The organism is Anaerosolibacter sp. (genome assembly GCF_029240175.1).
Classification (GTDB): Bacteria; Bacillota; Clostridia; order Peptostreptococcales; family Thermotaleaceae; genus Anaerosolibacter.
Genome location: NZ_JARBTM010000013.1, coordinates 18785 through 38304 on the forward strand (window position 1 = coordinate 18785; position 19520 = coordinate 38304).

21 protein-coding genes and 2 riboswitches are annotated in these 19520 nt (G+C 40.6%); of the genes, 5 read left to right on the forward strand and 16 right to left on the reverse strand.

What is annotated here, in order from left to right:
• Positions 1–59: 59 nt before the first annotated feature.
• A riboswitch (SAM riboswitch) is annotated at positions 60–166 on the reverse strand.
• A gap of 310 nt (positions 167–476) precedes the next feature.
• Positions 477–589: riboswitch (SAM riboswitch) on the forward strand.
• A 125-nt stretch (positions 590–714) separates the two neighbouring features.
• Both K0R93_RS10790 and metA read left to right on the forward strand, forming a co-directional pair.
• Entirely contained in the window at positions 715–2004 is a 1290-nt protein-coding gene (locus tag K0R93_RS10790; RefSeq protein WP_300301086.1) for a homocysteine synthase, read from the forward strand.
• A 34-nt stretch (positions 2005–2038) separates the two neighbouring features.
• Positions 2039–2962, forward strand: a complete 924-nt coding sequence (metA, locus tag K0R93_RS10795; RefSeq protein WP_300301088.1) for a homoserine O-acetyltransferase MetA — start codon at positions 2039–2041, stop codon at positions 2960–2962.
• A 63-nt stretch (positions 2963–3025) separates the two neighbouring features.
• Here the strand turns inward: metA and K0R93_RS10800 are convergent, their stop codons facing one another.
• From K0R93_RS10800 to K0R93_RS10815, 4 genes are all read right to left on the reverse strand, one after another.
• Positions 3026–3919, reverse strand: coding sequence for a DMT family transporter (locus tag K0R93_RS10800; RefSeq protein ID WP_300301090.1), 894 nt, complete (start codon positions 3917–3919; stop codon positions 3026–3028).
• A gap of 144 nt (positions 3920–4063) precedes the next feature.
• Positions 4064–4294: a glutaredoxin family protein gene (locus K0R93_RS10805; protein ID WP_300301092.1), complete on the reverse strand. Its 231-nt coding sequence runs from the start codon at positions 4292–4294 to the stop codon at positions 4064–4066.
• A gap of 79 nt (positions 4295–4373) precedes the next feature.
• The gene (locus K0R93_RS10810) at positions 4374–4898 is read right to left on the reverse strand and encodes a 4Fe-4S ferredoxin (RefSeq protein WP_300301094.1); all 525 of its coding nucleotides are present in this window, start codon (positions 4896–4898) and stop codon (positions 4374–4376) included.
• A gap of 476 nt (positions 4899–5374) precedes the next feature.
• Entirely contained in the window at positions 5375–5962 is a 588-nt protein-coding gene (locus K0R93_RS10815) for a hypothetical protein (RefSeq protein ID WP_300301096.1), read from the reverse strand.
• 164 nt (positions 5963–6126) lie between these two features.
• Between K0R93_RS10815 and K0R93_RS10820 the strand changes: the two genes are divergently transcribed.
• Complete coding sequence (locus K0R93_RS10820) at positions 6127–6990, forward strand: patatin-like phospholipase family protein (protein ID WP_300301098.1); 864 nt, start codon at positions 6127–6129, stop codon at positions 6988–6990.
• A gap of 201 nt (positions 6991–7191) precedes the next feature.
• Here K0R93_RS10820 and K0R93_RS10825 read toward each other — a convergent pair whose 3' ends face one another.
• The 7 genes from K0R93_RS10825 to K0R93_RS10855 all read right to left on the reverse strand — a co-directional run bounded on the left by K0R93_RS10825 (position 7192) and on the right by K0R93_RS10855 (position 14423).
• On the reverse strand, positions 7192–8787 hold the full coding sequence (locus K0R93_RS10825) for an NAD(P)/FAD-dependent oxidoreductase (protein WP_300301100.1): 1596 nt from the start codon (positions 8785–8787) through the stop codon (positions 7192–7194).
• Positions 8788–9214: 427 nt separating this feature from the next.
• Positions 9215–10018, reverse strand: coding sequence for a TPM domain-containing protein (locus tag K0R93_RS10830; RefSeq protein ID WP_300301102.1), 804 nt, complete (start codon positions 10016–10018; stop codon positions 9215–9217).
• Positions 10019–10106: 88 nt separating this feature from the next.
• The gene (locus K0R93_RS10835) at positions 10107–10670 is read right to left on the reverse strand and encodes a LemA family protein (RefSeq protein ID WP_300301104.1); all 564 of its coding nucleotides are present in this window, start codon (positions 10668–10670) and stop codon (positions 10107–10109) included.
• Positions 10671–10867: 197 nt separating this feature from the next.
• Positions 10868–11812, reverse strand: a complete 945-nt coding sequence (locus K0R93_RS10840; RefSeq protein WP_300301106.1) for an SPFH domain-containing protein — start codon at positions 11810–11812, stop codon at positions 10868–10870.
• 30 nt (positions 11813–11842) lie between these two features.
• Positions 11843–12637 (reverse strand): TPM domain-containing protein, encoded by a 795-nt coding sequence (locus K0R93_RS10845; protein WP_300301108.1) that lies wholly within the window; start codon positions 12635–12637, stop codon positions 11843–11845.
• The gene (locus tag K0R93_RS10850; RefSeq protein ID WP_300301110.1) at positions 12637–13662 is read right to left on the reverse strand and encodes a TFIIB-type zinc ribbon-containing protein; all 1026 of its coding nucleotides are present in this window, start codon (positions 13660–13662) and stop codon (positions 12637–12639) included. Before K0R93_RS10850 ends, K0R93_RS10845 begins: the two co-directional genes overlap by 1 nt.
• A gap of 86 nt (positions 13663–13748) precedes the next feature.
• Positions 13749–14423, reverse strand: coding sequence for a PspA/IM30 family protein (locus K0R93_RS10855; protein ID WP_300301112.1), 675 nt, complete (start codon positions 14421–14423; stop codon positions 13749–13751).
• 203 nt (positions 14424–14626) lie between these two features.
• Between K0R93_RS10855 and K0R93_RS10860 the strand changes: the two genes are divergently transcribed.
• Positions 14627–15187, forward strand: a complete 561-nt coding sequence (locus K0R93_RS10860; RefSeq protein WP_300301115.1) for a peroxiredoxin — start codon at positions 14627–14629, stop codon at positions 15185–15187.
• Between the two features lie 28 nt (positions 15188–15215).
• Positions 15216–15398, forward strand: a complete 183-nt coding sequence (locus tag K0R93_RS10865; RefSeq protein WP_300301117.1) for a small, acid-soluble spore protein, H family — start codon at positions 15216–15218, stop codon at positions 15396–15398.
• Between the two features lie 35 nt (positions 15399–15433).
• Here K0R93_RS10865 and larB read toward each other — a convergent pair whose 3' ends face one another.
• The 5 genes from larB to yqeC all read right to left on the reverse strand — a co-directional run bounded on the left by larB (position 15434) and on the right by yqeC (position 19470).
• Positions 15434–16180: a nickel pincer cofactor biosynthesis protein LarB gene (gene larB / locus K0R93_RS10870; RefSeq protein ID WP_300301119.1), complete on the reverse strand. Its 747-nt coding sequence runs from the start codon at positions 16178–16180 to the stop codon at positions 15434–15436.
• 117 nt (positions 16181–16297) lie between these two features.
• Complete coding sequence (gene yqeB, locus K0R93_RS10875; RefSeq protein ID WP_300301121.1) at positions 16298–17113, reverse strand: selenium-dependent molybdenum cofactor biosynthesis protein YqeB; 816 nt, start codon at positions 17111–17113, stop codon at positions 16298–16300.
• Between the two features lie 5 nt (positions 17114–17118).
• A complete protein-coding gene (locus K0R93_RS10880; RefSeq protein ID WP_300301123.1) occupies positions 17119–18144 on the reverse strand; it encodes a molybdopterin-binding protein in 1026 nt (341 codons plus the stop codon).
• Positions 18119–18727 carry a nucleotidyltransferase family protein gene (locus tag K0R93_RS10885; RefSeq protein WP_300301125.1) on the reverse strand — a complete coding sequence of 203 codons (609 nt, stop codon included), beginning with the start codon at positions 18725–18727 and terminating at the stop codon, positions 18119–18121. Before K0R93_RS10885 ends, K0R93_RS10880 begins: the two co-directional genes overlap by 26 nt.
• Positions 18724–19470, reverse strand: a complete 747-nt coding sequence (yqeC, locus tag K0R93_RS10890; protein WP_300301127.1) for a selenium cofactor biosynthesis protein YqeC — start codon at positions 19468–19470, stop codon at positions 18724–18726. Before yqeC ends, K0R93_RS10885 begins: the two co-directional genes overlap by 4 nt.
• Between the last annotated feature and the right edge of the window lie 50 nt (positions 19471–19520).

The window sequence follows — 19520 nt, forward strand, 5'->3', positions numbered from 1 at the left end:
CATAAAATAAGAATAAAATAAAAAACCTTTCTGAAATATAGAAAGGCTTTACGCATACTTGTCTATCTCTCAGAATACACTCTGCTGGATTTAGCACCATACTCATTTTATAAATGCAGGTTGCCGGGTTTCATAGGGCCAGTCCCTCCGCCGCTCTTGATAGAATATTTATTCAATTGTACTTTATTATAATTAGCCTTATACTCGATGTCAATAGAATTTGTTGAAAATTCTTATTTATTTTTTATTTCTTATTTCTATTCTCTTCGAAGCTCCCTTATGTATATTTATTTATGGTTATTTAAAATTTTTCCATTGAATTTTTAAAAATTAGCATATATAATCATCTATAAAAATATAATTCGATTAACACATTTTTTTATTGATTTAATTTTTAAAATAATATTGACAACATCTTCAACATTCTCTATAATCAATTTCAATATTATTTTTCACAACTTCATATTGAGATTTATCTCTTATCCAGAGAGGTGGAGGGACTGGCCCTATGAAACCCGGCAACCGGCTTTTTTTATAAAGCAGCGGTGCCAATTCCTGCGGTATATGTATATATATTGGCAGATGAGAGAAGCGCATATTGTTAACATGCCTCTTTCTCTGCGAAAGAGGTTTTTTGTTTTTCCATTTACGATGAAGTCTTCACACAGATCAAGTATCTGGCATATCTATTTAATTCAAAAAGGAGAGATGACAATGACTGAAAGAAAACTAAAATTTGACACCCTGCAAGTTCACGGAGGACAAAAACCCGATCCTACCACGGGGTCACGGGCAGTTCCTATTTATCAAACCACTTCCTATGTCTTCAATAACACGGAGCATGCTGCCAATCTATTTGCTTTGAAAGAGTTTGGCAACATTTATACCAGAATCATGAATCCTACCAATGATGTTTTTGAGCAGAGGATTGCAGCTTTAGAAGGAGGCGTTGGCGCTTTGGCTACGGCATCAGGCTCAGCTGCCATCACCTATGCCATCCTAAATATTGCAGGAGCAGGAGATCAAATTGTTTCAGCCAGTACCCTATACGGTGGCACCTATAACCTTTTTTCAGCAACCCTTCCAAGATTGGGTATTCATACGGTTTTCGTAAATCCTGATGATCCTGAAAATTTCCGCAAAGCCATCAATGAAAAGACAAAAGCTGTATACATTGAAACCATTGGGAATCCTGGTATCAACCTTGTAGACATAGAAGCCGTTGCAAAAGTAGCCCATGATGCCGGTGTTCCTCTCATCGTGGATAATACCTTTGGTACGCCTTACTTGATTCGACCTATTGATTTTGGCGCAGATATTGTTGTACACTCTGCCACAAAGTTTATTGGCGGTCACGGCACTTCCATCGGCGGGGTTATTGTAGATGGTGGAAAGTTTGACTGGGCAAAGAGTGGTAGATTCCCATGGTTAACTGATCCAGACCCAAGCTATAATGGCATTCGATACACAGAAGTCTTTGGTCCGGCTGCCTATATCCTCAAAGCCAGGGTACAACTCCTTCGAGATACCGGTGCTTCTATCAGCCCTTTTAATTCATTTTTACTGCTTCAAGGCTTAGAAACATTGTCTTTACGTATTGAACGGCATTTGTTAAACACGAAGAAGATTACAGAATTCTTACAACAGCACCCCGCAGTCTCCTGGGTGAACTATCCGAGCTTAGAAAGCAATAAATATCATGCTTTGGCGCAAAAATATTTACCGAAAGGGGCAGGGTCCATCTTCACCTTCGGGATCAAGGGCGGTGCAGAAGCAGGCAAAAAATTCATTGAGCATTTGGAAATTTTCTCGCTATTGGCCAATGTAGCCGATGCAAAATCTTTGGTCATTCATCCTGCAAGCACTACCCATGCCCAGTTGTCTGAGTTGGAGCAAATTTCTGCAGGCGTAACACCAGATTTAATCAGACTATCCATAGGTCTGGAGGATGTGGATGATTTGATTTATGATTTAGATCAGGCCCTTCAAAAGGCAGTAGAATAAATCAGATATTATTATTCAATAAAGGAGAGTCCGTATGCCTATTAAGATACCTGATGATCTTCCGGCCTTGGCCGTTCTTCACAGCGAAAATGTTTTTGCCATGTCAGATTCCCGGGCCTATCATCAAGACATTCGCCCATTGCAAATCGCCATACTTAATCTAATGCCCACAAAGATTGCCACGGAAATTCAAATCCTGCGCTTATTGGGCAACACCCCCTTGCAGGTTGATATCACATTGCTTCACATGAAAAGTCATCAATGCAAGAATACGCCTGAGGAACATCTTACGAAGTTCTACAATACCTTTGAAGATGTTAGAGACAGAAAGTTTGATGGTCTCATCATCACAGGTGCTCCCGTAGAACACCTGGCATTCGAAGACGTAACCTATTGGGATGAAATGGCTGCCATCATGGAATGGAGTAAACATCATGTTTACTCTACCCTCCATATCTGTTGGGCTGCGCAAGCAGGCCTTTATTATCATTATGGTATTCCAAAATATTCCTTAGACCATAAAGTCTTTGGTGTTTTCCCCCATCGGATCAATGAAAAAAATTGCAGATTGCTTAGGGGCTTCGATGATGAATTTTATGCACCCCACTCACGACATACAGAGATCAGAAGAGAAGATTTCTTGGGTATTCAAGATCTTGAAATCCTGTCAGAATCGCAGACATCTGGTATCTATATCGTTGGTTCAAAAACTGGCCGTCAAATATTTGTAACAGGGCATTCAGAATATGATCCTCTTACCTTGAAATCCGAGTATGATAGGGATATTGGGAAGGGGCTTTCCATTGCTGTTCCTCAAAATTACTTTCCCAACGACGATCCCAGTCAAAACCCAATCATTAAATGGCGAGGACACGCGAACCTACTATTTTCTAATTGGTTAAATTACTATGTATATCAGGAAACGCCTTTTGATTTAAAAGAATTAAATGAAATGTAGTAAAAAGAACCGTGATTCATTTTGAATCACGGTTCTTTAGTTTGATGACAGTGTCCTGTTCCTTTAATTTTCGAGGTTATTTTCATAGGCCAATTGGGGTTTTCTATTGGGCTTTATGCAGCTGATCGTAACAGAACTCAATACCACCAATCCTCCTATGAGGGAAAGTTTTCCTGGCAGCTCGCCCACGGTTAAGAATACCCATAGGGGATTTAGTAGTGGCTCCACCAATGATATAAAAGTAGATTCTAAAGCCGTTATATTTTTTATGGCCCTACCATATAACACATAGGACAAGCCTAATTGAAATACACCTAGAAGAATGAGTCCTAACCAACTTGTGGGACTGGGTGACGCCTTAAAAATAAAAGGTAAGCTCACCAGAACTGTAATCACACCACCCCAAAAAACATTTTCTAATGGATCTGCATCTTTTTGTCTTCTCATAAACATTGTATTAAAAGCCAAGGCAAGCCCGCTTAACAATGCAAAAATATTTCCTCTGAGGCTTCCACCTCCGATGTCATCTACAAAAAAAAGAACCATTCCTACTAAGACAAATACCATGGCAATCCAATCTTTTGTTTTGGCTTTCTCATTTAAAAGCCATCCTCCAAAAATAGCAATATAGATGGGAGAGGTATATTGGAGGAGAATTGCATTGGCTGATGTCGTTAATTTTGTAGCGGCTACAAAAAAGATTACCATTGATGCGTAGGATATGGCACCAAGGGCTTTATTCCAAGAAAATTGAAAAGCAGTTTTTTTCAAAAAAAGAAGAACAATAGCCGATGCAATGATACTTCTAATACCTGCAATTGCAATGGGATGCAAATCCACAAGTTTAATAAGCAGTCCACCGAAACTCCACAATGTCGCAGCACTTAGCTGCATGATAACGGCCTGTGTTCTTTTGTTTTCTGTTTTTAATAAGGCGCTGTCTGCCAAGTTAAACACCTTCTCCTCTTAATTTTAAATGACATTTTCATTATAAGGCAATTTTTCACTGAAATCTATAGGATAAGTAAGCCCCCCAAAAATAAAATTTGCCAAATAAAAATAAGAGCAAAGGAAATCTCTGCTCTTATTCAGTATACTTTTTTATCCTAATAACTCTTCCAATCTTTCTTGATCAAAGCCTTGAATGATCTCACTACCAACTTTGATTACTGGTACACCCATGAACCCTTGGGTCATTAATTCCTTGCGGGCAGCCATGTCCTTTGATACATTTTTTTCCTCATAAGCAACACCTTTTTGCTTTAGATATTCCTTTGCATGATGGCAATATACACATGTATCACTGGAATAGATTACTACATTTTTATTCATTTTCAATATCCTCCTTTTACGATTTACCTATTTTAAATATATAACTTTTAGCCATACTTAAACTCATTTTAGATTTTTTCTATGCAGCCTTTTGTTTGCTTAAGCTTCCTTTATACCCATTGTTGCTCTTATCTTGGGCTTCCTTAATGAGGGCGGTTGCATGACCCATAGGGCACACTTGGCACCAGGTCCTTGGCTTATAGATTATACCCATAATCACCCCTAGGGCCAAGGATGCTGTCATTAGTCGAAATACGCCAAAAGCTACAGCCTTAATAATGTTGGGTTGTTGGAAAGCATGGAATAAAGATATACTAAACATTGTGATCATTAAAACCAACAATCCATTTTTCAACTGTTTACTCTTTAGAAATTTTGGCGTATTATACTCAAGACTGATGGATTGCAGAAACTTTCCTAGAATAGATCCCCTTGGACAATACTTGGAACAATGAATTTTTCCTCTTCCCCTTAATGCATGGTATATGGGGGTTCCAATACAAATAAATCCCAAGAGGCCAAATCGTATATCCACGATGGATAACGTAATAAACAATACCATCAAAATCCATGACCAAGATTGATGTGATTTTACTTTAGACATTATGATCTCCCTTCTAGCTGCCCTAAGAGCAGGATGAACCACCTGCACCTGGTATGATCCGAAATCCCTTATTAAACCATCCATCCAGATAATCAATTTTGAATCCATTATACTGCTCTACTATCTCTTTTTCTGCCACAACATGGATTCCATTGATCTCTTTGTTAAAATCCTCTTCTGTCCCTCGCTCTTCCAGAGCGATGCCAAATACAGGCCCGCCTCATCCAAAGCTTTTGATTAGAATTCTTAGCACTTTATTTTCTGCTGTATGTTGTTTTAATTGCTCCTTGATAACATTTTGGGCTTTATCTGTAATTTTTATATCCATAGTCATCCTCCTTCGGTATCCCCTCCCCCTGTATAGGGGGTATATTCTTATATTAATTTATTTCTTTTCAACTGTCAATAGGAGACAAGCTAAATTTATTTACTTTTTTTTTGCACAAGGCAAAGGCCTCTGTTTTATACAGAAGCCTTTATTTTCCTAATACGGCCATCATCTTATGAACCTTATTCAATACATCCCTAACCTCGTATCCCTTATCAGCACTGATAATTTCAAGGATACCTGCCATGTTTTCAATATCCTCCATGATGTTTACATTCCCTGGACTTCTATTTTTCAACCGGTTCACTCGCTCGTTCAAAGTTAATACTTTATCGATACTTTCCCTGCTTTTTCCCTTCATATAGGGTCGAACAGCCTCCATCATCTTGATCGGTTTATCAGGTACATTGTGGTAAGACTTGGTGTATCGATTTGCTGAAGCATATTCTCCGTTCTGCAGACGATTGACAGCATGGAGAATATCTAAGACATTTTCAGCTTTGCCCAACATCTGCCGATGTTGATCTTTAAAATATGGCTGGGCTGTTTTCATGATTGCTGCCGTATTATATATATCTTCTGAATTGAATTTCTGAAATCCTTCTTTATTTAGGAGGAAGAACAACATCATAGGCAGCAGCATATTTCCAGAAATCAGACCAGATAACATGTTTGCTAGTGGGTTATTATTTTTTTTAACTTCTGTTTCTATTTTAACAAGATTATTCTCTTCCATGGAATCCCTCCAATATAGCGATATACTTCATAATGTCACTATATATTATGCAATTTGTCTCCTTCCCGTGATGCCAAAGAAGGATTTTCTCATGGAGGTTATCTCTTTTTTTTAGCGAATATGAATATCTATAATATTATTAGACATACGGAGAAGGGAGTGGCATGATTATGCCAGCACCAAATCTTATGAACTTTTTCAATCCTTTATCCCTGCTAAAGAAAAAATTAGATCTATCCCCAAAGAAGGAACCCACCATTGGCTTGGCTTTGGGAGGCGGTGCCGTTTGGGGTATTTCCCATATAGGCGTATTAAAAGCTTTAGAGAATCATCAAATTCCTATTCACTATATCAGCGGCACGAGTATTGGCGCCCTGGTAGGGGGGCTCTATGCTGCCGGTATTTCCACTGATAAGCTCTATAATCTGGCTTTATCTACCCAGTGGAAAAATCTATCCAAGTTATCTCTTCCTCTCAGCGGCTTATTATCTAATGCTCCTATGGATAATTATATTCATCAATTGATTGGCAACAAAACATTTGCGGATTTGAAAATTCCTTTTGTTGCGGTCACTACAGATTTGTTGACAGGTGAAGATATCATTTTAAGTTCAGGTAAGCTTTCTAAAGCCATCCGTGCTTCCACATCCATTCCTGGTATTTTTCATCCCATGGTTATTGATAATCATACCCTGGTAGATGGGGGTGTCACAAGCAATGTTCCTGTTCAAGCCCTAAAATGCTTTAGTCCCGATATTGTGATCGCCGTCAATCTGGTTCCATCCCTTAGTGACTGGCTTCCCACGACCGGATTAGAAGTTATACTAAAATCTCTATTCATTATGCAGCAGAGGGTCGTGGTAAAGGAAACGTCCCAGGCTGATTTTGTAATCAACCTTTCCATGAAAGAATTTAGCCCCATCGATTTTTCAAAATCTCGAGAACTCTACCAGAAAGGAATGTCCGAGGCAATCTCCCATATTGAACAGATACAGGAATTGATTGAAAAAAAGAGGTACGGAATATAAGTCATGGTTGCAGGAAAATGCGACGTAGACGCATAGATCAAAGTTGAGATCAAGTAAAGGCTGTAGGGGCGCGGGTTCTCCCGCCCGGCGGCCCCAGAGATCAGCAAAAAAGGGCAGGATGACCCTGCCCCCTACGGATTTTAACCTTAACCTCAACCTTAGCCTATGCGACTATGTCGTATCCTTTTTCTACCGCAGCCCCTATCGTATAGGTTTATATCTACCAATAATCTTCTCTGCTGCTTTGATACCATCTACTGCAGCCGACACAATGCCGCCGGCATACCCCCCGCCTTCACCCACAGGATACAGTCCCTTTACGGTTAGGCTTTCCATGGTTTCCTCATCCCTCTCGATACGAATAGGTGCTGAGCTCCTTGTTTCTACACCCGTCATCAGCGCATCTTCCATAGCAAATCCCTTTAACTTCCGATCTAACGCTGGCAAGGCTTCTCTCATGGCCTCAATCACGAAATCCGGTAGACACCTGCTTAAGTCCGTTGGAATTACGCCAGGAAGATAAGACGGCTTTACATGACCGATCTCAGTAGATGGTCTATTGCTTAAAAAATCTCCCACCCGCTGACAAGGGGCATGATAGTCCTTTCCTCCCAATACAAAGGCTGCCTTCTCCCATTTCCTTTGGAAGTCCACACCTGCCAAGGGATGATCTCCACCAAAATCCTCCGTGTTTACCTGTACCAGCAAGGCACTATTGGCATTTTCCTGATCCCGGGCGTATTCACTCATTCCATTGGTGACCACGGTATTCTCCTCCGACGCTGCTGCCACCACCATACCCCCTGGACACATACAAAAGGTATATACTGCCCTTCCATTCTTTGCTTGGTAGGTCAATCGATAATCGGCAGCACCCAGCCTAGGATGTTCTGCAAAAGCCTTGTACTGGGATTGATTGATAATCCCTTGGGGATGCTCGATTCGAACCCCAATAGAGAACGGCTTCTGCCGAATTTTTACGCCCGATGTATAAAGCATTTCATAGGTATCCCGTGCGCTATGGCCTATGGCAAGAATCACCTCATTGGTTTCTATCCGTTCTGTGTCATTGACCTCAACACCTGTAATTCTTCCATTTTCTATGTAAAGATTGGTGACCTTACTGCCAAACTGTACCTCTCCGCCCAGTTCAATGATCTTATTCCTTATGTTTCGTACCACCGTCTTTAGTATATCTGTGCCGATATGGGGCTTATAGGAATATAGGATTTCCTCAGGCGATCTGGCATCTACTAACTCCTCCAATACCTTCCTTACACGAATGTCCTTGATGCGGGTAGTCAGCTTTCCATCAGAAAAGGTTCCTGCACCCCCTTCTCCAAATTGGACATTGGATTCAGCATTTAGTTCTTTTCCCTGCCAAAAAGTTTTTACATCTTCTGTCCGGGTATCTACGTCCTGTCCCCGCTCTAATAAAATTGGTTTGTATCCCCTTTGAGCCAATATCAATCCTGCAAACAAGCCTGCGGGCCCTGTACCGATCACCACTGGCCTATAATTTAACATCTGCTCCCCATGGGGAATATCCTTATATCGAAAATCTGGGGTCTTGGTAACATCTCGATGCTTTTCTAATATTTTTCCTTCATTCCTCACTGCCACATCCACAGTATACACAAGATTGATTTGATCCCGTTTCCTCGCATCAATGGATTCCCGGTAAATTTGATAATGTAAAATTTCTTCTGTCTTTATTCGCAACTTCTTACTGATTTTCTCAGATATTTTTTCTATATTTTCATCCAAGGAAAGCTTAATCTCATTTATGCGTATCATCTATATTCATCCTTTCCATCTATCTCCAAGATATTATACCACACCTATCAACCAAATATAATTGGTATGGTATTGGTAGGGGTGATTCACGAATCACCCACAGGCCCTAGAGAACAATCTGCTTGTCAGCGCTTGTAGGGAATGGCACCCCTAACGGAACGGCACGGTGGCACGTTCCCTACGATTTTACTGCATTTTTAGATATAAACCAAGAACAAAAGCATTTCATGCTCTAAAAACTAAGGAAATGCTTTTGTTCTTTCACAGGGAACTAATAGTTCCCTATGACGCTTCGCTGTAACCCTCCAATTTTTAGACATAAAGGGGCGAACCCCTTTAAAAATCCCCGATGTTAAGGAAATTGAAGAGCATAATTTCCTTAACAAAAATAAAAAACTCGAGCACATACTCGAGTTTCCCTTTCTTATTAAAAACCTCTACTTCCGCCACCACCGCCGGATCTTCCTCCGCCGCCGGAACTTCCTCCACCGAAGCCACCGCCACCACCTCGACCTCCGCGGCCTCCATACAAGAAACCTCTCAGCAATAATCCTAAGAAAAAGCCTCCTAGGAAACGGTAATCCAACCACAGTAATAGTAAAACAAAGAAGATTCCTAAGCCTTTAAATATAGTGGGCACAGTTACCACATTGTTTTGATCTGTTCTACTGGGTGATCTTTGAATGTTAATATTGGCTTGATCCCCCAAAATTCTATTGTCATCGTAGTTATATTCCTGATTCACCTCTTGGGCAATCAGGTAAAAAGCCTTTGTTAATCCTTCTGAGTAATTCCCTGCCGATAAATCCCCAGTAACCGTATCAAGGATTTCTCCTACCGTTCCATCGGGAATAGCACCCTCTAATCCATATCCTACTTCAATTCTTACCCTGCGCTCTTCGAGGCCTAGAAGCAGCAAGACACCATTGTCATATTGACGATTACCGATCTTCCATTCCTCAAAAAGCCTCACTCCATAGGAGTCCACATCAAGGCCTCCAAAATTTTGAACCGTCACCACCACGATCTGGGGTTTTTCCTCTGTCTTTTCATAATTTCGATTGGTATTGATCATCAGACTTTCTGCTTCGCTAGATAGCAATCCTGCAAAATCCCCTACATAAAACTCGTTGGTAGGCACTGGCATTGCCACGTCAGCAGATCCTATGGATATACTTCCTAGAACAAACAATAAAACCATACTCCAAAGGAGCAGCTTATTCTTTTTCAAAGTATTCCCCCTCCCTTCATTGGTTTCTACTTATCAATATATAATCTAAGGGAGACAAAAGCCTCCCCCTAGGATAAATCATATGCTGCTAGAATTGCACCTTTGGTGCATTTTCTGCCCCCGCGGTTGCCTCGAAATATGGTTTCGCATCAAATCCCATGGCACCAGCTATGATGTTTCTTGGAAATCGTTTAATCCCTTTGTTATAGTCACTAACCACGGTGTTATAACGATCTCTCTCCACAGAGATTCGGTTCTCCGTACCAGCCAACTCATCCATAAGGCGGGTTACATTTTCAGCAGATCGCAGCTGGGGATAGTTCTCCATGACCACCAATAACCTTCCCAATGCACCCTCTAACTGGTTGGATGCCTCTACGCGCTCTTCCGTGGTTTGTGCGCCCGCCATCCTAGATCTAGCATCGGCAATCCTTCCAAAGACCTCTTGTTCTTGATTCATGATACCCTTTACAGATTCTACCAGGTTCGGAATCAAGTCAAACCGCCGCTGCAGCTTACTTTCTACCATCGCCCATTGGGCATCTACATTTTCGTTCATGGTGACCAAGCTATTGTACGTACCTATCAAGGGTAGTACAATCAATGCAATGGCAATCACCACACCAATCACAATCTTTAATGAAGTTTTCAATCTTATCCCTCCAATATTCAAACCACTTTATATTTTCAATTTATGCCAAATGGAATATTTCTATTCTTCAAGATATTTCCTTTTTCTCCAACTTCCTTGTCACCAATTGTATATAGGACCAGGGTAAATATTCCAAAGAATATCCACCCTAACTATACACTTTTAAAAAATGTTCCTTATTTCTATCTCAAGTAATGCTACACCAATTTTTCTCCACAGTTAGAACAAAACTTGCCTTCACCTGTTTTGGCTCCGCAATTTGGGCAAAAGTTAGGGATTTTTTGGGAAGTTGTTTTTTGCCCCTGATCCATTTCTTTCATCATTTCTTTGGCTATGTTCATTCCCATCATCATACCTGCCATATCAGAGGCCGCGCCTCCCCCTTTTACTTTTCCAGATGCGATACCATCCACCATTTCTACCTGTTGGTATTTCCCTAAATCTCCTATCATACTGTGGGAAGCCGTTTTTGTTATCATTTTCTGTATTTCTTCAGGGTAATTAAAACTAATAATATTAAAACCAGTAACCGTAATACCGTCTCCAAGGATGCTCATATCTAAATCTTCCTTTATTCCTTTGGCAATATCAAAGGCATTGGCTTGAAGGTTAAACATATCTTTCCCTTCTTTACTAATCCATTTCATTAATAGCTGATCCAAAATAGATACAATCCTTAGCTTTACGTCTTCTACAAAATAGGCTTCCTTTACGCCAGCAATTTTATCTATTAAGGCTATGTAATCATTTACTTTCACATTAAAAGTTCCGTTAGCCCTAATGGGAATGCCTCCTGGTAGTTGTGGGTGGGGCATGTGAATTGCATTTTTAGTGCCCCATTTTATGGTAAATTCCTTGGTGTTTACAAACAATACTTCTGCCCGCATTCCACTGTTGAACCCAAATTTAAAACCCTTTAGTGTAGATAGAAATGGAATGATTTGAGATTCGATATCATAATCTCCCTCATCTTTGAATATCCCTTCAATCCTGCCAGCATTTAAAAAGATAGCATCTTGCCCTGGCCGAATGATTAGCCTGCTTCCTTTTTTAATCTCTTTATTACTCCACTTCCAGAAAATCATATCATCTCTAAATTCTTCCCACTCAACTACATCAGCAAACTGCCTTCCAAAAATCATATAGATCCTTCCTTTCCTCTGCCTATGATATTAAAAACTTCCTCTGCTTCCACTATGGGAGTGTCCACCCCCAGAAACACCGCCACCAAAGCTGCCTCCGCCGCCGTTATTCTTATTCGATGGTTTTCTCCGTTTTGTAATGTCTGTTCTTACAAACATATCTCTGCGATCAGTAATCTTTGAATGACTGGCATCCAAATAAGTAGCTCCACCAGCGGTAGTCCTGCCACCAGAATTGTAAGCCATAGCCATAACACTAACACTGGCAATAATAACAGAAGTTAGTATTTGAAACCATGCTTTAAATAATATAATTTCTGGATTTACTCCTGGTCTTATGCCCATATATTGATAGGATAGTTTTATAAAAGAATGGAACGCTTCATAATAGTTTCCATCTGATAAATCTGGCGTTATTTTACGCCGAATCAAATCACATCTACTATCGTCTAAATACTCCTCTCCTTTATAAAAGCCTGCTACATATACTTCCCGATGCTCCATGTCAATGGTCAAAATCGCTGTATTTCCATGGGGCTTATCGAAACCTAATCCATTTTCATCATAAAAGTCTTCCATATACTGAACAACATCTTTACCTTGGGTATCCCTGGTTGTTAATATAATAATATCTACTTGCCTTTTTTGACTATATTCGTTTGATATGTCTTCCAGTTCTGCAATTTCACTGGCTGTCAAAAGTCCAGCAAAATCATAGACCTTCTGATGCATATTCTCCACAGCTGCCACTGGCTGCATTGCAATAACAATAAAAAACAGCAGCAGAATCATCGAAAGTTTCTTTACCCTCAATTGAGTTTTCACTAAAAGCCACCTCCTATAATCCATGCTGCTGATTTCAGTAGGACAAATGTGCCACTGGCAATGGCTGCAAACCAGGCAGCTACTTTACCATAGCTAATTGGAGGTTTCCCTACGATTTTTCCTGTTTGACCATTCATTGCAAAAATATGCTCTGATTTATTATAGTCATAACACACCATCCATACGGGGAACAATGTATAATAGGCTTTCTCTTGCTGGGTATCAATTTGTTTCCTCTTAAATGCCGTTGTACTATATCCAGAGATGGTACTATTGATATAGGACTCTACATATTGGTCTATTCTCGCTTTAACTCTTGAAAACAGCTGCTTATCATCATAATTATATTTTTCTGCAATATACCCTGCTAAATAGGGAGTATTAAAATCCTTTAAATGACTATAGTCATAGGGCTCTAGTTTATCCATTAGCTTATCATTCATTTTCTCAGAAGCATCTACCGGTACCTTTACATAAGAAAGATCCACACTTCGGTGTACATCATAGTAGCTGGTTTCGGTATAATTATATTCTCCTCTGTCATAGCTTCTTACATTCGTACAAATTGCGTCCACATGCCCTTTACTGTTTAAATCATATAACCAAAAAGGTACATAAATTCCCGTTATGCTTTTTACTCGATCTGCTGTCATAAATCCTTTCGGTGTCAAAAGTCCATTCTTACACCAAGTTTTAAATGCTTTCATTGCCTTTTCCTTACTTATTGTAAAAGGAATCACTTTTGCAGGAGCCATATTACCAGACAACCGGTCCACTAATACAACACCTGCACTACAAAAACTACAAGTGGTCGCAGTCGTATCCTGATCCGTCAAAATAACTGCACCACAGTTTTTACAATGATACTCTACAGCTTCTCCTTCAGCAAATGCATTGAATATAAATTCCTTTGGAAAATCTTCTACATGGTCTTTTCTCCCACAGCTATCACAAGATAACTTTCCCGATTCACTATCGAAACGCATATCCGCACCACAATCCGGGCACTTGTAATGGATTACCATTCTTCCTACCTCCCACCTAGATAAAGGGCTAATTCTATATATCATAAAAGCTGTAGTTTACAGCTACAGCTTCTTTTGTATAAAGACTACTTGTTTTTCAAACTTGCCTTTAAGGCTTCTAACTCACTGTCTACGTCCGAGTTATTGTCATATTTTGCCGCTAGATCTTTTAGATCATCCTTTGGTTCAGCATTTAATGCGGCCATGGCATTCGCCTTATCCAGTGCTTGATTCGCCTTCTCTTCCATTCTATCAAAAGCTGAGATAGAGTTATTCGCACTATTTACAGAAGAGCTTATTCTATTTATTCTTTCCTGGGTTTTTGCAACCGCTAACTTTCCTTTAATCATATCCTTGCGAGATTCAAGTTCTTGAATATCGGCAACCAGCTTATCATGCATTTCTCTCATTTTACCAGCATTTGAGGCTGCTAAATCATAGGCTTCCTTCAGCCCTTTTTCTTTTCCTGCTAGAACAGATTTTCTTTCTAAAAACGTTCTAGCATCCTCATCATTATTTGCTTCTAAAGCTTTAATAGCATAATTTTGCATTTTGTTTATCTCTGCTGTGAGTTCATCCAATGCTCTTTTCGCTCGTTGTTCTTCTGCCATAATGGCAGCTGTTTCCGATTTTACCTTGCCTAGATCACTATTGAGATTTCTTAAGCATTGGTCTATCATCTTTTCAGGATCTTCCACTTTATCTAATAATGCATTTATGTTGCTTGCCATAATATCTCTGAACCTTGTCAAAATAGCCATAACCTACCTCCTCTATTTTAGAATATCTTTTAAAACTCTTTATGGAAAAAATATATCATAATATCATCATCATTACAATTATCTTGGAAATATATTCCTTGCCCTCCAATTTAATTGCTCCACATCAGTATCCTTTGTGCATATTATCAAAGACCTGTTGAAACAATAAATGTATATCAATATAAAGGAGAGAATCCATAAATATGATTACTTTAGATATGGTCGCCCCTTCTTTTCAAGCCGATGCCTTGATCAATAACACCAATCAGCAGATTAGCCTTCAAACGTATCAAGGGCAATGGCTCTTTCTGTTCTTCTATGGCAGTGATTTTACCTTCGTATGACCTACAGAATTGGCAGCAGTTGCTGATCATTACCAAGAGATTCGAAGTCTTAACGCAGAAATATTGGGAATTAGCACCGATAGTATCTATGCCCATAAGGTTTTTCATGAAACATCTCCCCATGCATCCAAGGTTCAGTTCCCCCTTGTAGCGGACAGAACTTTGAGCATTTCAAGATCATATGGTGTATTAGACGAGCAGAGCGCAGCTTCTTATCGCGCAACTTTCATCATTGATCCCACTGGAAAAATAAAAATGTGGCAGATTTATCCTTTCGAAGTAGGTAGGAATATAGAGGAAATGCTGCGGACTTTAAAAGCACTGCAATATAGTGAAAAAACAGATGAAGGCACTCCAGCTGGCTGGCAGCCCGGTGAAAAAGGCATCAAAGCAGACTTTCAAATGGCTGGAAAAATATAAACAAAACATAAACAAGGAGATGATTTTTATGATTTTAGACAGAGCCCAAGAAATTTTGAATGCCAAAGAAACAATTCCTGTCGTTCACAAGGGTACACCTATTTGGATTGAAAGGGTAAATTCAAAGGACAACACAGTTCTTGTGACTGGAGAAACAGGACAATACACTGTAAATGTAACGGAGTTAGTCGAACAAGAGGTTTATCAATAAAAGCTATGGCGGGTGTATTCACCTCGCCATAGCTTTTATAATTTATTAATCATACTGGCCATATAGCCGGCACCAAAACCATTGTCAATATTCATCACAGCCACACCGCTGGAGCAGCTATTTAACATAGATAAGAGGGCTGACAATCCGTTGAAATTCGCACCATAACCAATACTGGTAGGTACCGCCAAAACAGGTTTATCTACCAGTCCGCCTACCACGCTGGCAAGGGCGCCTTCCATACCTGCCACGGCGATCACTACCTTCGCATGGGTAATCCTATCAAGATTGCCCAGCAATCTATGGAGCCCTGCAACCCCTACATCGTAGATACGTTCTACCCTATTGCCCAGCATTTCTGCTGTAATCGCCGCTTCCTCTGCCACTGCGATATCAGATGTTCCACCGGTGACAACAGCAATATAAGAGTCTGGCGCAGATACTTCTTTTCTTTTCACAGTGATAATTCTCGCCAAGGGATGATATTCTGCATCAGGGCATATCTCTTTTATCGCTTTGTAAACATTTTCCGACGCTCTGGTGGCAAGTATATTGTTGTTCCCTTTCAACATCTCCCCTACAATTTGTTGAATATGGCCAACATCCTTTCCCTCGCAATAAATCACCTCAGGATAACCATTTCTCAACTCTCGATGATAATCTATTTTTGCAATACCAATATCCTTATACGGTAGTTCTTTTAAATGATCTACAGCCTGCTCTACTTCAACCTGTCCGCTCTTCACTTCCTCTAAAAGCTTTCTCAACTCGAAAGTCTTCATTATTCCACTCCCCTATGTCCTGATGTAAGCCTTCTGTCCCATATATCTCTATCTGATACCCAAGAGCAAAGCCTTCAATCATTTATTTATTATAGATTTCGTATGTTTATTTAAAGTTTAACTTACGTCTTGTTGTTCTAATTTTTTCATCATTACGGCTTCTAGCACGCCTCCCGCGATGCATCGTGCCTTATCCGATATGGAATGGGTCCAAGCGATAGCCTCAGGTCTAGGGTCAACATCTCCTATTTTACATCCCTCATATACTTCCAAACTATCATAAATAAGTCCACGAATCACCCCGGAGATAGCGGCCCTTACTTCAGTTTCTCCAATCCATGCAATCACATCTAATGGGTTTACCCAATCACCGATCTTCTTATTGTTCCTGATCATCCCCCCAACAGGAGCTCTTAAGACCCGCTTAATCCCATGACCTCCAATATCTCCCGGCACACCTGTGTTCGGTTCTGCCTCTCCGTGGGAAATAATCCTTCCAAGGTTGTGGCCCCGATTGGTTTCCACAACCAGATCCGCATCCTTTCCTGCATAAAATCCTGGCCCTAAGCCAATGACAAAAGGCGCATCATCCTTGTTGAGTCCTGTATTTTTCTTGGCCAATATTGCATCTATCAGTACACTGCAGGGAATCTTCTCTTTGATCTTACAGGATGGATCTATGAAGACAGGTATCATGTTGTTCCTGGCAATTTGTAAAATATCATCCAGTGTATCCGCTTTTTTTGCTTTTACCCCTTCAATTTCCCATGTTCCTTCATAAATACAGTTGGCAAAAGAAACATTTCTTCGTACGCAGGATGGTCTTTCAACCTCTGTCATCACTACAGAAAACCCACTGCGAAACAGCTTGTGGGCAACTCCTGACGCGATATCTCCGGCTCCTTTGATGATGATAAACCCTTCTTCACCCATGAATCCTAACCCCTTCCAAATGAACAGTTTGGAAACCTACACGGATCGCACTTCCTACATAGACCACCGTTCGCCAAGGCAATAATATCTGCCTTGGTAATCTTTATTCCTGCCGCAACCCTTGGATAGATCAAATCAAATACGGTGATTTTGGCATACATGCCGCAGGCTGGTATACCAATCACAGCAATATCACCGATGTAACTCATCATGAACATTGCCCCTGGCAATACTGGCGAGCCATATTTCACCACATCCGCCACAGACCGTATTGCCTTTGGTGTTACATCATCAGGATCCACGGACATTCCCCCTGAGACCAAAACCACATCGCTGCCCTTGGATACTGCTTCCTGAATCTTTTCACGGATTATTCCTTCATCATCGGGGGCAAAGCTTACATGAATAACGGTTCCCCCCAATGCTTCTACCTTCTTTGTCAGCACCTCTTGAAAAGCATCCTTAATGATGCCTTTATAGACCTCTGTGCCAGTGATGACGATGGAAACCTTAACCGGCTGAAATGGAATAACGGATACAATGGTCCCTTTCTCCCTTCTGATCCCTTGCGCAGTCTCCATGATCTCCCTCTTTACCACAAGGGGTGTCACCTTTGTCCCTGCAACCATTTCACCTTTCGTCACAATAGAATAATTGGGCAATGTAGATGCTACCACATCCTCAAGACAATTTAGTGCATAAAGGCCTTCTGTATCTACCTTTAAGAGTCCATGCACTGTAGCATGTAGATTCACCCTGCTTTCATAGGGTTCTGTTACTTCCACATTCTGCCCCCCTAGAATGTCTCCTAAGATTCGTGCCCCATCATCCTCATGGACTTCATCCTCATCCATATGTAAGACATAGATATGATTCTTTCCAAGGCCTCTCAATCGATCTAAATCTTCTACTTCAATCCGATGACCCTTCTTGAATGCTCTGCCTTTTCTTTCCCCTGGTATGATTTCAGTAATATCATGGCATAGGATCATACCAACGGCATCCTCAATCTTTACCTTTCTCGTCTCCATCTTCATCCCCCTTTTTTGCCAAATCATAGGCTTCTATGGTATCTATGTCACGATTCCATTTCCTTTTGTGAAAGGGCACCCAGGCTACATCCTCCTTATATTTCTCGATCAGCTGCCTGGCCCCCATATCTCCTTGAACATCACAAAGATCCAGCTCGTATTCACGGGAAAATAACACGGGGTTTCCCCTCTGTCCCTCGTACAGGGGTACAATAATTCCCTTTTTGTTCCGATGATATGTATGAATCAGTCGATTTATGATCATGGCATCTATATAAGGCATATCTCCTAACAAAAACATAACCGCCTTGCTATCTGGACATATAGCTTTTATACCTGTCATCAGAGATGTACTTAATCCCTTTTCATAATCCTTATTTTCTACTGCCCTTAGTCCGTGGATCTCAGCCAATTGCCTGCTGTTCCCGTAGCTCCCCCATACAACGATGGTCTCATGCAAGATAGAATTCTTCGCAGCTAAAATCACATGCTCCAAAAGCGGTCTCCCATGAAGCATCAAAGATAACTTGTCTTGGCCCATGCGGCTGCTTTTTCCTGCTGCCAGTATAATCCCAGATATCATTCCATCACTTCCCTACAAATTTCCGCTGTCCTTGTGTTACCAATCATTACACCAGCGATCTGGTTTCCTCCAATCGTTAAGATTGTTTTAGCGATTTCCCTCGCCAGCGTAAGATTGCTATCGGTAACTTTATTTAAAAACACATATGTATCACCATGAATTCCTGCCCCTGAAATCAATCCCCTGGGCCAAAATAAAGATTCAATCCGTTCCTTCATCGTAGGTCTTTCTCCATGAAAATTCTTCAAAAATCCCTGTGGCCTATGGGCAACTTCATACATATCCCGATCTTCAAAGGCATCTAAACCCAGTAAGATCACGCGTGTTTGGCTCCCCTTGGGCACACAAGGCTCATTGTCACCATAGAACTTAATGGATCTCCCTTTACAGCCATCGGCCTCCACCAGCAGGCAATGGTTGGGAAATGCTTGTTCCAGGGGTTCTATCCATTGTTGGGGAATCCCTAGGAGTTTTCCTTCTTCTGTTATGCCCTTTCCGATGGTAATCATTATTTTCTGGGACTTCATGATTTTCTCTTTTAGTAATTCTATATTATCTGAAATCAAAATCAGTCTATCCGCTGCTTCAGGCACCCAGATTTTGGTCGTTGTTGTATGGATCACGGGCATGTTGCTGCTACTCAGTTCTTTGATTACCGACTCAATCACTGAAGTTTTTCCTCCACAACCCACAAAGGATAGGGCCCTACCAGGCACAATGGCAACGACATCCGTGAATTTCACCGTTTTAACCTCACTTTAAAATCATATTTCTCTCTCTATTATATCGTTTA

Coding starts and splice junctions, on each gene's coding strand:
- K0R93_RS10885 (WP_300301125.1), bottom strand. CDS start 18,727: ATGATATCTGGGATTATACTGGCAGCAGGAAAAAGCAGCCGCATGGGC.
- larB (WP_300301119.1), bottom strand. CDS start 16,180: ATGAAGACTTTCGAGTTGAGAAAGCTTTTAGAGGAAGTGAAGAGCGGA.
- K0R93_RS10810 (WP_300301094.1), bottom strand. CDS start 4,898: ATGTCTAAAGTAAAATCACATCAATCTTGGTCATGGATTTTGATGGTA.
- K0R93_RS10880 (WP_300301123.1), bottom strand. CDS start 18,144: ATGGAGACGAGAAAGGTAAAGATTGAGGATGCCGTTGGTATGATCCTA.
- K0R93_RS10840 (WP_300301106.1), bottom strand. CDS start 11,812: ATGATTTTTGGAAGGCAGTTTGCTGATGTAGTTGAGTGGGAAGAATTT.
- K0R93_RS10815 (WP_300301096.1), bottom strand. CDS start 5,962: ATGGAAGAGAATAATCTTGTTAAAATAGAAACAGAAGTTAAAAAAAAT.
- K0R93_RS10855 (WP_300301112.1), bottom strand. CDS start 14,423: ATGGCTATTTTGACAAGGTTCAGAGATATTATGGCAAGCAACATAAAT.
- yqeB (WP_300301121.1), bottom strand. CDS start 17,113: ATGGGTGAAGAAGGGTTTATCATCATCAAAGGAGCCGGAGATATCGCG.
- K0R93_RS10790 (WP_300301086.1), top strand. CDS start 715: ATGACTGAAAGAAAACTAAAATTTGACACCCTGCAAGTTCACGGAGGA.
- K0R93_RS10805 (WP_300301092.1), bottom strand. CDS start 4,294: ATGAATAAAAATGTAGTAATCTATTCCAGTGATACATGTGTATATTGC.
- metA (WP_300301088.1), top strand. CDS start 2,039: ATGCCTATTAAGATACCTGATGATCTTCCGGCCTTGGCCGTTCTTCAC.
- K0R93_RS10865 (WP_300301117.1), top strand. CDS start 15,216: ATGATTTTAGACAGAGCCCAAGAAATTTTGAATGCCAAAGAAACAATT.
- K0R93_RS10820 (WP_300301098.1), top strand. CDS start 6,127: ATGATTATGCCAGCACCAAATCTTATGAACTTTTTCAATCCTTTATCC.
- K0R93_RS10825 (WP_300301100.1), bottom strand. CDS start 8,787: ATGATACGCATAAATGAGATTAAGCTTTCCTTGGATGAAAATATAGAA.
- K0R93_RS10850 (WP_300301110.1), bottom strand. CDS start 13,662: ATGGTAATCCATTACAAGTGCCCGGATTGTGGTGCGGATATGCGTTTC.